The sequence below is a fragment of the Acinetobacter sp. 228 genome (assembly GCF_048147885.1).
The window spans coordinates 81,155-95,159 of sequence record NZ_JAYWYV010000002.1 but is presented as its reverse complement, the minus strand read 5'-3'; the positions used below and the strand labels follow the sequence as shown (position 1 = coordinate 95,159).

Below are 14,005 nucleotides of genomic sequence, written 5' to 3'. Positions count from 1 at the left end.
GCTCAATGTCAGGGGGAAGTCATGTCTAAACATCCATTTTTAGAAACCAATAAATTCCTGCTAGGCACTTTTGCGAGCAACTGTTCTGGCGGTATGACCATTTCAAAATTGCCTGAAGGTTGGGATGCAAGCTGGGAGAAAAATTTAAAGTTAGCTCAACTCCTTGATGAGGCGGGGATCGACTTTATGCTGCCAATCGCGCGTTTTACCGGTTATGGTGGTGAAAAGGATTTCCAGGGGACAGTACTTGAAACCATTACCTGGGCATCGGCACTTTTAGCCTGTACTAAAAATCTTGTTGTATTTGCCACGATTCAGACTGCAGTGAATCATCCTATGGCGGTTGCAAAACAAATTGCCACGATGTCTAAAATTGGTCAGGACCGTGTGGGTTTAAATATTGTCGCAGGCTGGAACAAGCCCGAATATGATGCACTGGGTTTAGAGCTGCCGGATGATCATGAAACTCGCTATGGCTATGCGCAAGAATGGTATGACCTGATCAAGAAAGTTTGGGCAAGTGAAGAGCCATTTGACTTCGATGGCAAGTATTTTAAAACCAAAAACAGCTATGGTAAGCCCCGTCCTAATTTTGTACCGCCTATTTTTAATGCTGCAGGCTCAAAAAATGGCCGTGACTTTGCGATTAATAATGCAGACTTTTTATTTACACCCGTATCAGACTTGGGCCGTTCTGCTGAAGAAGTCACTGAACTGAAGCAAGCTGGTCTAGAGAGAGGGCGTACGACTAATGTGATGACATTCTCGCATGTCATTTGTCGTCCCACTTTAGAAGAAGCTCAAGCTGAGTGGCAACGTCAGCTAGATAATGCGGATATTCCGGCTTTGGATAATCTAATGAATCTCATGTTTGCCCATGCACAAAGCTTTCCTGCAGAAATTCGTCAGCAATTGCGTGACCGTATGGCCGTAGGACATGGCGGATTCCCATTGGTCGGTACACCAGAACAGGTTGCACAGAGTATTGAAGACTTGCATCAGGCAGGCTTTAGTGGAACCACTTTATCTTTCCTGGATTATGTCGAAGAATTCCCTTACTTCCGTGACAACGTCTTACCACTGCTAGAAGCAAAAGGGTTACGTTAATTTTCATCAAGCCAATCGTTATAACGGTTGGTTTTTTTTATGCACTGTAAAAAGGAAATGTTATACATGCAATTTCTGAATATGGCCTTGAAAGGCTGGGGGTTTGGTTTAATCGTTGCAGCAAGTATAAGTACACAGGCGGCAGAGTGGAGTGATACTTCCATTGCGCTCAGTTACGGAACAGAGTTTTCAGAACCGTTTAAAAACAATGGGGATGGTAGCGCCTTTGAAATTGATAAGCATATTATTTCATTAGTGCATGTCAGTGGTTATAAATACGGCAGCAATTTCTTCCAGGTCAACCTCCATCAGTCGAATAATGAACCAAATGGCAATGTATCTGGCGAAGGTGCTCAGGAAGCCTATGTGATTTACCGACATACCTTCGACTACGAAAAAATCTTTGGTGTTATTCAAGACAAACTAGATTTTCTGCGGGGAATCGGCTTGATCATCGGTGGTGACTGGAACACTAAAAATGATGATTATGGTTCTAATCGTGAAATGATTGTTGCAGGTCCAAGTATTATGTTTGATGTCCCTGGATTTTTAAACTTCAATATCTTGGGCTATTATGAAAGCAATAAGCCGAATGTGATTGATGGTAAATATACCTATGATCCATATCTGGCATTACAACTTTCATGGGGGCTTCTAATACAAAAAACAGGATTAGAATTTAATGGTATTGCGGTGTGGATGAGTGAAAAAGGAAAAAATGAGTTTGGTGGAGATACCAAGCCTGAAATCTTTATTGATACCTCAATTATGTATGATATTGGCAATGCACTCGGTACCAAAGCACAAACCTTTAAAATAGGTCCAGCTTATCAATATTGGAAAAATAAATACGGGAATGATACAAAAGGTGAGGCAGGCAAGGGGGCAACTGCAAGCGTACCAATGATTCGGGCAGCCTATCATTTCTAAAAAAGCACATCTTTGTAATATAAAAAGAGGTCTCAATTTGACCTCTTTTTAGCGACTTATAAAAAAGGAAACATATTTAAATATATATTGCTTCCCAACGTAGAAAATTAGAAGAAATTATCGTCGTGTTAAAAGCACTGGCTGTTGCAGTATCGATTTACGAATGGTATCACTCGGGCTTTCTCCAAATTGCTGTTTATATTCAATCGAAAATCGGCCTAAATGGTTAACACCCCATTTCATAGCAATATTGGTAATATTCTTTTTATCCTGAGCTGAGGACAACTCTTGATAAATACATTTTAAGCGGTAATAGCGAATATAGCTGTTAAATGACACTTTCATACGATCACGAAAAGCTTTGGATAGTTTTTGCTTAGACACACCTGCAATACGCTCCAGATCCTCACTGCAGATGTTTTGCTGGATGTTGTCGTGAATATACTGTAAAGCGCGCTTGAGAAACTCTGGATCATTATTGTGATTGTCACTCAGTAAATGGCTATAATTATTTGGCTGTGACAATAAAAGTGATTTGACTAAAATTCTTTCAAAATCATGTTTAATTTCATTCATTAAACAATCAAAGTTCATTTCTTGTTTGCTGTAAGAACCGAAATATTCAAGCAAACTCCACCATGCATTAACTCGCTCATTCTGTACTGACATGATATGGTTGAATTCAATCGGCGCATCTAGAGGTCGTTGAATTAAATCTGAAAGCGTGTTTTCAAGCAACGGTTTAGAGATTGAAATAAAGGATTGTACGCAGTCTCGTTCAATCTCAATTTCAAATTTATCGAATGGAGACACAATAGCCGCATTACCTGGGCTGGCTTCAAACACCCCATGTTCCTGACGGAAAACAGGTTTCCCGATTTTAGGGCGGCTAATGCAATAAAAGTGCATATCTTGCTGATGCTGGGTCTTAAATACAACATCCTTACCATAGATCAAGTCACCTATAATGATGCCACCCATTTGTTCACCTTTAAAACTGAAATTTAAAGGCTCTTCATGTGATAAATCTACTAATTCATGTGGGCCAATGATCTGATTAAGGCATTGATTGGCTGTATCAATCGAGTGCGTAGAAGCATGGATGCTATGCTTTAACAAATGGGCAGCTGCGTTCATCTTAAATACCAAATCAAGTGATTAAAAAAATCTACTTAAGTGATTGCAATTTTCGTTCCAAATGTTTGTATTATTTTAATATTTTTAAAATATAAATAGCTGCCAACTCAGGTTTAAGTAGGCAGCTATATGGTAAATAAAAAATATAAAAAACTTAAATTCTATGCCACATCCAATTGACTTGCAGCGGCAATAAATTTCTCACTATAAAAATGACAGTTTTCAATTTGATGTTCAGCTAAATGTGACTTCAATGCTTCAACTAAGGCAGGTGGACCACAGACATACATATTAAAGTGATTGTCTTTTAACTGTTCGGGTACTAAATGATCCTGTACATAACCTTGCAATCCCTGCCAAGCATTTGTTGGACGCGAAACCACGGGTTGGTAAAGCAGGTTTGGAAATTTTTCTTTATAGGCAGCAATACGTTCTTGTTCACACAGATGTAGCTCATGTCGTACGGCATAATATAAATGAATTGCTTGATCACTAGGTCGCATTTGATCAAGCATTGCAAGAAAAGCAGAAAGGCCCGTACCACCTGCGATAAAGTAAAGGGGATGTTCTGATGCAGATTCTCTTAAATAGAAACTGCCAAAGGGGACTTCAAGTTCTAAAGTATGGCCAACTTGGCAGTGTGATTTTAAAAATTGCCCCATTAAACCATCAGGCAGGTAACGAATTAAAAATTGCAGTTGGTTGTCTGCAGTAGGCGCATGTGCAAAAGAATAGGCCCGGTATTCACCTGTTTCAGGAACATAGATCCGGGCATATTGTCCTGCCAAAAACTGAATGGGTTGTGAATATTGGCTGGCATCTAATTTTAAAATAACCGTTTCATCAGATACCCAGTCTAGTGCAGTCACTGTTGCCTGAATTTTTAATACTTCACCTGCCTGACAGAAGGTGGAAGCATGATCAAAATAAAACGTAGCATTCGATTTCAGACGTGTCTGGCAGGCCAAGATTTTACGATCTTCCAAGTCCTGTTCAGTCAGTGCATCTTCATCGACATAGTCTTGCTCATATTGACCTGAATCACATCGACCCTGGCAGGTTGCACAAACCCCCTCACGACAGTCTAAAGGCAGGGTAATCCCTTGACGCACTGCGGCGTCAAGCAGGAGTTCGTGATCTTGTACATCAATGAAAAATGTTTTGCCATCGGAAAAATTGAGTGCCGCAGAAAGTCCCATACTCAGCTCCTTATACGTGATAGAAATCGAGTACAGAATCGATTTTGTCATTCAGTAATAAAGCATGCTGACGACGAATACGAAAATCACCATCTTCAGTACGACGCAAGACATAAGTGGCTAAACCATAGAAGCAACCTTCTAGACCCTGACGATTATAGAATGTATTCCAATTCACCTTTACTTCAAGAAGACCATCTTCACGTTCTTCGACTTGAATGTTATTAATGCTATGCAATGTACGCGGTAAAGGCGTGGCTGAAGCTGCCTTTCCGGTACGGATGCGGAATACACGATCTTCTAAGCCGGATCGGTCTTCATAATAAATATAAGACAAGCCTTGGTTTGGATCTTGGACATATTCATGCTCATTGATCCATTGGGGAATATGATACTCACTGTCTTCATCATAAAGATCGAGGTAAGCATCCCAGTCATACGCGTCACAAAGCGCTGCTTTACGGTATAAGAATTGGCTGACTGCAAATTGTAATTCCATAGACATGACTTAAACCTCCTCCACAGAACATGATTGTTTGGTGCATGCTTCGCCTGTTGCGACCATTGAATCCTCATCTGCCATTTTTAATGCACTTTGATTTAAACCTTGCAGCATGAGTTGTTTCCAATGACCATGCTGATTGACATACAGTCCCTCATGGGTAAATTCAGTCCCAATCATCACCGGATGAATATCCAGGGCTTTGGCATTATGGTTTTGGGTATAGCACCAAGTATGGTGTCCACGAGAGATATCACTCCAACGTTCTAAACGTGCCTGGAAGCCACGTTGTTGTTCACGGAATTCAACCAAATCATCTGGGGTACCGAGTCCTGAGACATTAAAAAAATCTTCAAACTGGCGGATACGGTTACGACGGGCTTCTGTCGATTCACCTTTGACGCCAATACATTGACTGATGACTTCAGTTTTGTTCCAGGCAACAGGACGCACAATACGCAGTTGCGAGCTGATTTGATCCATAAAGAACAGGCTTGGATAGAGATTTAAATTGCGTAGACGATGCATGGCCCATTCAGCGCGTTTTTCACCATATTTTTCTACCAAGTACGGCATGACGGTGCTGTAACCCGGGCGAACTGTCGGGTTGGGCATATCACTAAACAGGACACTGTGACCATTTTTGAAGCTAAACCAGCCATCATCAGTCTGTGCATCGCCTGCACCTAATTTGCTGTAGTCGAGTGTATCCAGATCATTGCCTTTGGCTGCATTGACTTGCTGACGGTGCTGTACCGTGGAGACATAATTGTAGTGTACGGTGCTGACGTGGTAGCCATCCAAGCCATTTTCATTTTGCAGTTTCCAGTTGCCTGCAAAGGTATAACTTGATTTACCTGGTAGGACTTCGAGTTCACCGGTAGGGGATTGCTCGACCATTAAATCTAAAAAGACTTTGGCATCGCCCAGAAAGTCTTCAATGGTATCGTTGGCTGTCGTGTCCAGGCTTACAAAAATAAAGCCCCTATAGTTGGCAATACGTCCTTGTTTTAAGCCACGTGTCGATTTATCAAAGTCCGGTGCATATTCACCTGGCGCTTTAACTTTCACCAAACGACCATCTGATTTATAACACCATGCGTGGAAGGGACAGGTAAAGGTAGATTGATTGCCTTTTGCTACACGGGTCAGGGTTGCACCACGGTGTTCACAGGCATTCACTAAGGCATGTAATTCACCTTTGCCATCACGGCTGACAATAATCGGTTGACGGCCAATTTGTACGGTGACAAAGTCATGATTGTTGGGAATTTCACTTTCATGGCAGGCATAAATCCAGACTTTCTCAAAAATATGCTGCATTTCCAGTTCAAAAAGGTCATGTTCAGTGAACATGTCACGCGCAATACGAAACACGCCATCTTGAGGACGGAAATCGACACAACTTTCGACAAAATTTTGCCACTCAATATTGGTTTTTGAGCTCATTTTACCCCTCCATTCAATCAATTGCTTTTTCTCGATTGAACAGGGATACGCCACTTCACTCTATCCGATTTCTTCTAATCTTTATCCAATTTCCAAGTCATTCACTTAAATTCTAGTATTTATAAAAATGCTCATTCATTTATCCATAAAATGGATAATCTTAGGCAAAAATATGGATTTTTAAAATTCTATATATAGACTATACCTTATCGATATGTTTTTAAAATTCAATAAGTTGATATGTATATTTATTACATGATGAGGATATAAAATGACAAAGCGTACTTTGGGAAATACAGGTTTAGAAATCGCACCGGTTGTCTTCGGTGGCAACGTATTTGGCTGGACCATAGATCAACAGCAAAGCTTTAAGGTACTTGATGCTTTTATAGATCATGGTTTTAATGCGATTGATACTGCAGATTTTTATTCGATCTGGGCAGCAGGCAATCAAGGTGGTGAGTCTGAAAGCATTATAGGAGAATGGCTAAAACAAAAACCAGGGAAACGCGATGATATAGTCCTTTTTACTAAAGTCGGTCTGGATATGGGGATTTCAGGACATCAAGGCTTATCTAAACGCTGGATTATGCAAGCGGTGGAAGATTCACTTAAGCGTCTGAATACTGACTACATTGATTTATATTTTGCCCATTGGCCAGATGAAAATACACCTTATGAAGAAACCTTAGCTGCTTTTGACCAGCTCAAACAGCAAGGGAAAATTCGTGCTTATGGAACCTCTAATTTAGATGCGACCCAATTACAGCAATCGATCGATGCCGCAAAACAGATTAATGTGCCGCATTATCAAGTACTCCAACCGGAATATAATCTCTATGACCGCCAAGGTTTTGAAGAGCAGCTCAAACCGATTTGTCTTGAACATGAGATTGGTGTAGTAAGCTATTACAGTCTTGCGAGCAGTTTCCTCTCCGGTAAATACCGTAATTTAGAACAGATCAAAAGTAGTAAACGTGCAGACAGTTTAGGCAAATATTTTACAGCGCGAGGTGAACGTATTTTAAATGCGCTTGATATTGTCGCTGAACAGCATCAGGTCCAACCTGCAGATGTTGCTTTGGCTTGGATTTTAACTCGAGAAGGGATTACCGCACCGATTGCCAGTGCAACGACTGTAGAGCAAATAGAAAGTTTTAGTAAAGCACTTAGATTAAACCTAACAGCCGATGATCTCGGAATACTTGAAGTAGATTCACAGTCAATGGAATAAACTCAGTCGACGCATAACCTAAAGCTAAAAATGAAATGTCTGTCAAAAGCTCTAATTTCATTTTTAGCTTCAATTTCTGTTGAAAATTTCAAAATTAATTTTTATGGACAACTATTTATGGGAATTGAAATAACGTAAGAGGAAAGTAAATATGAACTTATTGTATGGTGTACTTCTTTAACTTATGTTTACCTAAGGTCTAGTTCATAAAATAATCATCAATATTTTTATTTAAATATCAGTAAATTATATATCTTTAATAACAAATTTTATAATCACTGGTTCATGAGCCATTATTTAGATTATCTATCTTATATTTTTTTAATAATAATAAATTACTTTAAATAATAAACACTTATTTTACTTTTCATCGTTAATTTTCATAAATAAATCACATCTTGGTATTTCCATTTCTTTAGAACATTAATTATTGTTTGCTCAAGTTGTTATAACAAGTTGATTAAACATGTCTGATCTTACCAGCAAAAATAGCCAGCAGCCTTTGTATGAACAAGTGAAAGAACAATTGCAGAGCAAAATTCAACAGGGTGAATATCCTCCGCTAAGTCAATTGCCTTCAGAAAACGAGCTTTCAGAATTATTCAGTGTAAGCCGTATCACAGTGCGTCAAGCTTTACATAAGTTGTCACAAGAAGGGCTGGTATTCAAAGTTCATGGCAAAGGTACTTTTGTGAGTAAGCCAAAGGCATACCAAAACATTACTCAATTACAGGGTTTTGCTGAAGCCATGTCTCACACAGGACATCAAATTTTAAATGAAGTGCTTTCTGTAAAATTCATTGAAGCCCCTATACAAGTCGCATCTAAACTGAAAATTTCTGTACGTAGTCAAGTTGTAGAAATTAAACGAGTTCGTTTACTCAATAATGAACCTGTGTCATTTGAATTGACTTATTTACCTGCAACGGTAGGTGAACAATTAGTAGAGAAAGAAGTGGATTTACGCAGTACTGATATTTTTAGTGCGATTGAGCGTGACTTATCTATTCCACTTGGTTATGCCGATTTAAATATTGATGCCATTCAAGCTGATGATGAGCTTGCACAACTACTTGCGGTAGATGTGAACACACCTATTTTACGTGTTGAACGTTTAACGCACGATGCAAAAAACCAACCTATTGATTATGAATACCTGTATTTCTCAGGTGAAAGTTTCCAGTACCAATTACGCATTTTCCGTTAATGCAGCTAGAAAAAAGCAAAAGGAATCTTATGGATACCAAATATTTAGAGTATGACATTGTAGTGATCGGTGGCGGCACCGCAGGTCCAATGGCAGCAATTAAAGCGAAACAAGCGAATCCCAATTTAAGTGTTTTACTGATTGAAAAAGCTAATGTGAAACGCAGTGGTGCTATTTCTATGGGGATGGATGGTCTAAACAATGCAGTCATCCCAGGATATGCCACACCCGAGCAATACACCAAAGAAATCACGATTGCCAATGATGGCATTGTGAATCAAAACACCATCTATGCTTACGCAAAACATAGTTTTACCACGATTCAGCAATTAGATCAGTGGGGCATCAAGTTCGAAAAAGATGAGACGGGCGAATTTGCGGTAAAGAAAGTTCATCATATGGGTGCTTACGTATTACCGATGCCTGAAGGGCATGATGTAAAGAAAGTCCTGTATCGCCAAATGAAACGTGTCCAAGTCAAAATTAATAATCGCATCGTGACCACCAAATTATTGAAAAATGAGCAGGGTGCGATCAATGGCGTACTTGGCTTTGACTGTAGAACGGGAGAGTTCTATGTCATTAAAACCAAAGCTACAATTTTATGTTGTGGTGCAGCAGGACGTTTAGGTTTACCGTCTTCTGGTTACCTCATGGGAACTTATGAGAATCCAACCAATGCAGGTGATGGCTATGCCATGGCGTACCATGCTGGCGCAGAGTTATCGAACTTAGAATGCTTCCAAATCAACCCGTTAATTAAAGATTATAACGGTCCAGCATGTGCCTATGTAACAGGCCCCTTAGGTGGTTATACGGCAAACAGTAAAGGTGAACGATTCATTGAGTGTGACTACTGGAGTGGTCAGATGATGTGGGAGTTTTATCAAGAATTACAGAGTGGTCATGGTCCTGTATTCTTGAAAATGGATCATTTAGCTGAAGAAACGATTCAAACAATTGAAGAAATTCTACATACGAATGAACGTCCAAGTCGCGGTCGTTTCCATGAAGGACGTGACACAGATTACCGCAAAGATATGGTGGAAATGCATATCTCAGAAATTGGTTTCTGTAGTGGACATAGTGCTTCTGGTGTTTGGGTCAATGAGAAAGCAGAGACTTCTGTAAAAGGCTTATACAGCGCTGGTGATATGGCTGCGGTTCCTCATAACTATATGTTGGGCGCATTTACCTATGGTTGGTTCGCTGGTGAGAATGCCGCAGAATATGTTACAGATATTGATTCGGGTGAGCTGAATCAGGCAGACATTGAGGCTGAAAAAGCACGAATTTATGCACCACTAGAAGTAAAAGAAGGTTTACCAGCAGATCAAGTCGAATACAAATTACGTCGATTTGTGAATGACTATCTACAACCCCCTAAAACACGACAAAAAATAGAAATTGGCTTACGTCGTTTTGAAGAAATCAAACACGATATCGCGCAGATTAAAGCCAACAACCCACATGAACTTATGCGAGCAGCTGAAGTCTCCTTCATTCGTGACTGTGCTGAAATGGCTGCACGCGCTTCATTATTCCGAACTGAAAGTCGTTGGGGGCTGTATCACTATCGTGCTGATTTTCCAGCAACAAATAATAGCGATTGGTTCTGCCATACGCATCTTAAAAAAGATGAAAACGACAACATGGTTAGCTTTAAAAAACCAGTTGAACCTTATGTTGTGCCAATCGAGGCACAAGAAAAAGATTCTTATAACCAATTACGTATTCAAAAAGATCAACCTTTGAAAGCAGCCGAAGCAATCTAAGGCAGGTCGCTAAATCAATGCTTTTGACAGATGAATCAGGAAAAAATATGGCCCTAATATTTAAAGAAGTTCAACACCGCACCGTTGCACCCGTTTTAGTCGATGAAGATAAATGTATTGCAGACAAAGGTTGTACCGTATGTGTAGATGTTTGCCCAATGGATTTGTTGGCAATTGATCCAGTTACCCAGAAAGCCTTTATGCAATTTGATGAATGTTGGTATTGCATGCCGTGTGAAAAAGACTGTCCAACAGATGCAATCCACGTAAATATTCCGTATTTATTAAAATAGAGAGAAAAAATGTCTACATTCGCAGCTAAAAAAATATTATTAAGTAAAATGGTGGTACTAGGTACAGTTGGGCTTATAGGCTGTACGAGTAAAGAGCAGAGCAGCATTGATGCACCAGTGAGTAAGGTTCGAATTGCGATTGGAACACAAGATACGACAATTAACTGTGCGACAGGCGGTTTATTGGTTAGAGAGTTAGGTTTGTTAGAGAAACACCTTCCTAAAGAGGGTGATTATAAAAATGTTAAATATGATATCCAATGGAAAAACTTTACATCTGGTGCGCCCTTAACGAGCGAAATGGTTGCAGACCGCTTAGATATAGGGGTCATGGCAGAATTTCCAGCGGTCAATAATTTAGTCGCTTTTCAAGAAGCAGGCAAAGCCAGTATTTTCTTGGCGCCGCTTTCTGGTAGTATCACAGGCAGTGGTAATGCTATTGTGGTTCCAAATCAATCTCATGTGACGTCATTTGCTGAATTAAAAGGTAAAACGATTTCAGTACCGTTCGCATCAACGGCTCATGGTTTATTGCTTCGTGCCGTAAAAGCACAAGGCTGGGAGCCAAATAAAGACGTACAGATTATTGCTCAGGCACCTGAAGTTGCTGGACCTGCTTTAAAGAGTAATAAGATTGATGCACATGCGGATTTTGTTCCATTTGGTGAACTCTTTGCCTACCAGGGAGTTGCTAAGAAAATTTACGATGGTTCTCAAGCCAAAGGAGCAACATTTCATGGCGTCTTAGCCAATCAGCAATATGCTGAACAGCATCCTGAAGTGATAAAAGCCTACTTAAAAGCGACGATAGAAGCCGATCAACTCGTACAAAAAGAACCTGAAAAATACAGCGAAGTCATCGCTGAGAAAACGGGTATTCCAGCTGAGGTTATTTATTTATTCCATGGACCGCTCGGCTTACAAACGCGTGACTTAACGTGGAAAACTGAATACAAGCAGGCAACACAAGTCGCTGTCGATACACTGCAATATCTGGGTAAAAATAACGGAAACGTTGATATCAACACGTTTATTCAAGACAAATATATCAAAGATGCTTTTGCAGCATCTGACTTAGATTACAGCCAAGCATTAAATAATTATGGCAAATCTCCATTAGTGTCCAAAGATGCACTTACAGGTGAAGAGATTAAAACCTTTCATCGCGTGACTCAAATTTGGGTCAAAGGTGAAGAAAAGGTACGTCATTATGAAACTCCAGAACACGCATTTAAGGATTTAAAAGCGATTGAATCAGCAGGTAAATCTGTGCGTGTGGTTTATAACCAAGATGCGCTAAATGATATCAAGTTGTTATCCAATTTAGCTTGGTTTGCAACCAACCGTGCTGGTGAAATTCATGCATTTTTACTGAAAGGTGATGCAACTCAGTGGGCTAAAGCTCAAGGTGGCAAAGTCTACGATTTTAACGCTGTCAAACAGCTCGTGAACTAAAAAACGTTGTATAGCGATTAGCCAACAATGAGGGATATCGGTGTGAATAGCATTGCCGAACAAAATTTTAAACGTGTGAATGCGCATACAACGATGCGTTGGCTCACAGAGCGCCATCAGAAGCTGAATCAGCTTCTGATGGGCACAGTTGCGATCTTGCTGAGTTTAGTTGTATGGCAAATTTTGGCAATGAATAAAATTAATTTAGGTGTGGTTAATTTTAGTCATGTGCCAACGCCATTAGCAGTTGTTGATGCCATCCTACGATTTTTACAATTACCCACAGCATGGGCTCATGTGAGCTCAAGTATTTTTAGGGTGCTCGTAGGTTTTTTATTGGCTTCAGGTGTAGGTGTTTTACTTGGCTTATTCATTGGTCAATTTAAGAGCATTGCAGCATTCTTAATGCCACCTTTAGAAGTGTTGAGACCAATTCCTGCTGTGGCATGGATTCCATTAGCCATCTTGGTTTTTCCTTCTTCAGAAGCATCCATGATTTACATTACGTTTATTGGCGCATTATTTCCAATATTACTGAATACCATTCATGGTGTAGATGCGATTGATCCACGTTTAATTGCATCTGCAAAAAGTTTAGGTGCAACCAACTTAGCCATTATTCGTGAAGTCATCATTCCAGGTGCTTTACCTAACGTCATTACGGGTTTATCCATTGGGATGGGCACCTGTTGGTTCTGTCTTGTTACAGCTGAAATGATTTCAGGACAACATGGCATTGGTTATTTTACTTGGGAATCTTTTACCCTACAAAACTATAGCAGCATCGTTGTAGGTATGCTGTTGATTGGTGCTTTAGGTATGTTCAGTAGCTTTATTGTGCGCAGATTAGGACATAAATTTACGCCTTGGTATCAAATGAGGAAATCTTAATGCAAGGTGAAATAACAATACGTGATTTATGCCTGCATTTAGGTAAAGGCGAACAACGTTTTCAAGCATTGGATCATGTCAATATTCATATTCCACCAGGAGAGTTTATCTGTTTGCTTGGACCTTCAGGCTGCGGTAAATCCACTTTATTAGGTGCTTTAGCAGGCCATCTAGGTTATTCGTCAGGTGATTTATTAGTTGATCATGAAGTCGTGCATCAACCGCATCCGGATCGAGGGCTTGTTTTTCAACACCACACATTATTTCCGTGGAAAAGTATTATCGAAAACATTGCATTTGGCTTAAAAATGAAAGGCATACCTACTAAGGAACGTCTAGAAAAAGCTAAGCAAATGATTGATTTGGTCGGCCTTACAGGGTTTGAGCAAAAATTTCCTGCTGAACTTTCTGGTGGGATGCAACAACGTGTCGAAATTGCACGTGTCTTGATTAATGAGCCTAAAGTTCTCCTTATGGATGAGCCATTTGGAGCATTAGATGCGCAAACGCGTGTCCATATGCAGCAACTCCTTTTGGAAATTTGGCAGAACATCAAAACTACAGTGCTCTTTATTACCCACGATATTGATGAAGCACTCTATTTATCAGACCGTGTTTTGATTATGAGTCATCGACCTGGACGAATTATTGAAGAAATCCCATTAAGTTTCCCACGTCCACGAGATATTGAAATCGTGACCACGCCTGAATTTGTGGAGCTGAAAAAATACTGTATGCAGGCGCTTAAACATGATGACTTAAGCAATTTAAAACGCTTGAATCCCCTAGGTCTCCCGAAAAAAGCTGTTACAGAAGGTTAAATCAT

At 39.9% G+C, this 14,005-nt stretch carries 12 protein-coding genes and 1 pseudogene; 9 read left to right on the top strand and 4 right to left on the bottom strand.

Annotation, left to right across the window (positions count from 1 at the left end):
- Positions 1 to 21: 21 nt before the first annotated feature.
- Complete coding sequence (locus VXQ92_RS01900; protein WP_416680115.1) at positions 22 to 1,107, top strand: LLM class flavin-dependent oxidoreductase; 1,086 nt, start codon at positions 22 to 24, stop codon at positions 1,105 to 1,107.
- Between the two features lie 66 nt (positions 1,108 to 1,173).
- Positions 1,174 to 2,037 (top strand): hypothetical protein, encoded by an 864-nt coding sequence (locus VXQ92_RS01895; RefSeq protein WP_416680114.1) that lies wholly within the window; start codon positions 1,174 to 1,176, stop codon positions 2,035 to 2,037.
- 117 nt (positions 2,038 to 2,154) lie between these two features.
- Here VXQ92_RS01895 and VXQ92_RS01890 read toward each other — a convergent pair whose 3' ends face one another.
- The 4 genes from VXQ92_RS01890 to antA all read right to left on the bottom strand — a co-directional run bounded on the left by VXQ92_RS01890 (position 2,155) and on the right by antA (position 6,324).
- Positions 2,155 to 3,174 (bottom strand): AraC family transcriptional regulator, encoded by a 1,020-nt coding sequence (locus VXQ92_RS01890; protein ID WP_416680113.1) that lies wholly within the window; start codon positions 3,172 to 3,174, stop codon positions 2,155 to 2,157.
- Between the two features lie 161 nt (positions 3,175 to 3,335).
- On the bottom strand, positions 3,336 to 4,373 hold the full coding sequence (gene antC, locus VXQ92_RS01885) for an anthranilate 1,2-dioxygenase electron transfer component AntC (protein WP_416680112.1): 1,038 nt from the start codon (positions 4,371 to 4,373) through the stop codon (positions 3,336 to 3,338).
- Positions 4,374 to 4,383: 10 nt separating this feature from the next.
- On the bottom strand, positions 4,384 to 4,878 hold the full coding sequence (gene antB, locus VXQ92_RS01880) for an anthranilate 1,2-dioxygenase small subunit (protein WP_064101496.1): 495 nt from the start codon (positions 4,876 to 4,878) through the stop codon (positions 4,384 to 4,386).
- Between the two features lie 3 nt (positions 4,879 to 4,881).
- Positions 4,882 to 6,324 (bottom strand): anthranilate 1,2-dioxygenase large subunit, encoded by a 1,443-nt coding sequence (gene antA / locus VXQ92_RS01875; RefSeq protein WP_416680111.1) that lies wholly within the window; start codon positions 6,322 to 6,324, stop codon positions 4,882 to 4,884.
- A gap of 271 nt (positions 6,325 to 6,595) precedes the next feature.
- On the opposite strand from antA, the gene VXQ92_RS01870 reads away from it, so the two are divergent.
- The 7 genes and pseudogenes from VXQ92_RS01870 (at position 6,596) to VXQ92_RS01840 (ending at position 14,000) form a co-directional block, all read left to right on the top strand.
- Positions 6,596 to 7,558 carry an aldo/keto reductase gene (locus tag VXQ92_RS01870; protein ID WP_416680110.1) on the top strand — a complete coding sequence of 321 codons (963 nt, stop codon included), beginning with the start codon at positions 6,596 to 6,598 and terminating at the stop codon, positions 7,556 to 7,558.
- A 466-nt stretch (positions 7,559 to 8,024) separates the two neighbouring features.
- The gene (locus VXQ92_RS01865) at positions 8,025 to 8,765 is read left to right on the top strand and encodes a GntR family transcriptional regulator (protein WP_163171361.1); all 741 of its coding nucleotides are present in this window, start codon (positions 8,025 to 8,027) and stop codon (positions 8,763 to 8,765) included.
- Between the two features lie 29 nt (positions 8,766 to 8,794).
- Positions 8,795 to 10,540 carry a fumarate reductase/succinate dehydrogenase flavoprotein subunit gene (locus VXQ92_RS01860; protein ID WP_144723746.1) on the top strand — a complete coding sequence of 582 codons (1,746 nt, stop codon included), beginning with the start codon at positions 8,795 to 8,797 and terminating at the stop codon, positions 10,538 to 10,540.
- A gap of 47 nt (positions 10,541 to 10,587) precedes the next feature.
- The gene (locus VXQ92_RS01855; protein WP_096902711.1) at positions 10,588 to 10,833 is read left to right on the top strand and encodes a 4Fe-4S dicluster domain-containing protein; all 246 of its coding nucleotides are present in this window, start codon (positions 10,588 to 10,590) and stop codon (positions 10,831 to 10,833) included.
- Between the two features lie 9 nt (positions 10,834 to 10,842).
- On the top strand, positions 10,843 to 12,288 hold the full coding sequence (locus VXQ92_RS01850; protein ID WP_416680109.1) for an ABC transporter substrate-binding protein: 1,446 nt from the start codon (positions 10,843 to 10,845) through the stop codon (positions 12,286 to 12,288).
- Between the two features lie 168 nt (positions 12,289 to 12,456).
- A pseudogene (locus VXQ92_RS01845) lies at positions 12,457 to 13,179 on the top strand (ABC transporter permease); the annotation flags it as partial.
- On the top strand, positions 13,179 to 14,000 hold the full coding sequence (locus VXQ92_RS01840; RefSeq protein ID WP_144723747.1) for an ABC transporter ATP-binding protein: 822 nt from the start codon (positions 13,179 to 13,181) through the stop codon (positions 13,998 to 14,000). The pseudogene VXQ92_RS01845 and the gene VXQ92_RS01840, both read left to right, overlap by 1 nt.
- Positions 14,001 to 14,005 lie beyond the last annotated feature (5 nt).

Bases quoted from the DNA above. Each gene is read 5' to 3' on its own strand.
- VXQ92_RS01865 (WP_163171361.1), top strand. From the start codon at position 8,025: ATGTCTGATCTTACCAGCAAAAATAGCCAGCAGCCTTTGTATGAACAA.
- VXQ92_RS01900 (WP_416680115.1), top strand. From the start codon at position 22: ATGTCTAAACATCCATTTTTAGAAACCAATAAATTCCTGCTAGGCACT.
- antB (WP_064101496.1), bottom strand. From the start codon at position 4,878: ATGTCTATGGAATTACAATTTGCAGTCAGCCAATTCTTATACCGTAAA.
- VXQ92_RS01860 (WP_144723746.1), top strand. From the start codon at position 8,795: ATGGATACCAAATATTTAGAGTATGACATTGTAGTGATCGGTGGCGGC.
- VXQ92_RS01855 (WP_096902711.1), top strand. From the start codon at position 10,588: ATGGCCCTAATATTTAAAGAAGTTCAACACCGCACCGTTGCACCCGTT.
- VXQ92_RS01890 (WP_416680113.1), bottom strand. From the start codon at position 3,174: ATGAACGCAGCTGCCCATTTGTTAAAGCATAGCATCCATGCTTCTACG.
- VXQ92_RS01850 (WP_416680109.1), top strand. From the start codon at position 10,843: ATGTCTACATTCGCAGCTAAAAAAATATTATTAAGTAAAATGGTGGTA.
- antA (WP_416680111.1), bottom strand. From the start codon at position 6,324: ATGAGCTCAAAAACCAATATTGAGTGGCAAAATTTTGTCGAAAGTTGT.
- VXQ92_RS01870 (WP_416680110.1), top strand. From the start codon at position 6,596: ATGACAAAGCGTACTTTGGGAAATACAGGTTTAGAAATCGCACCGGTT.
- VXQ92_RS01895 (WP_416680114.1), top strand. From the start codon at position 1,174: ATGCAATTTCTGAATATGGCCTTGAAAGGCTGGGGGTTTGGTTTAATC.
- antC (WP_416680112.1), bottom strand. From the start codon at position 4,373: ATGGGACTTTCTGCGGCACTCAATTTTTCCGATGGCAAAACATTTTTC.
- VXQ92_RS01840 (WP_144723747.1), top strand. From the start codon at position 13,179: ATGCAAGGTGAAATAACAATACGTGATTTATGCCTGCATTTAGGTAAA.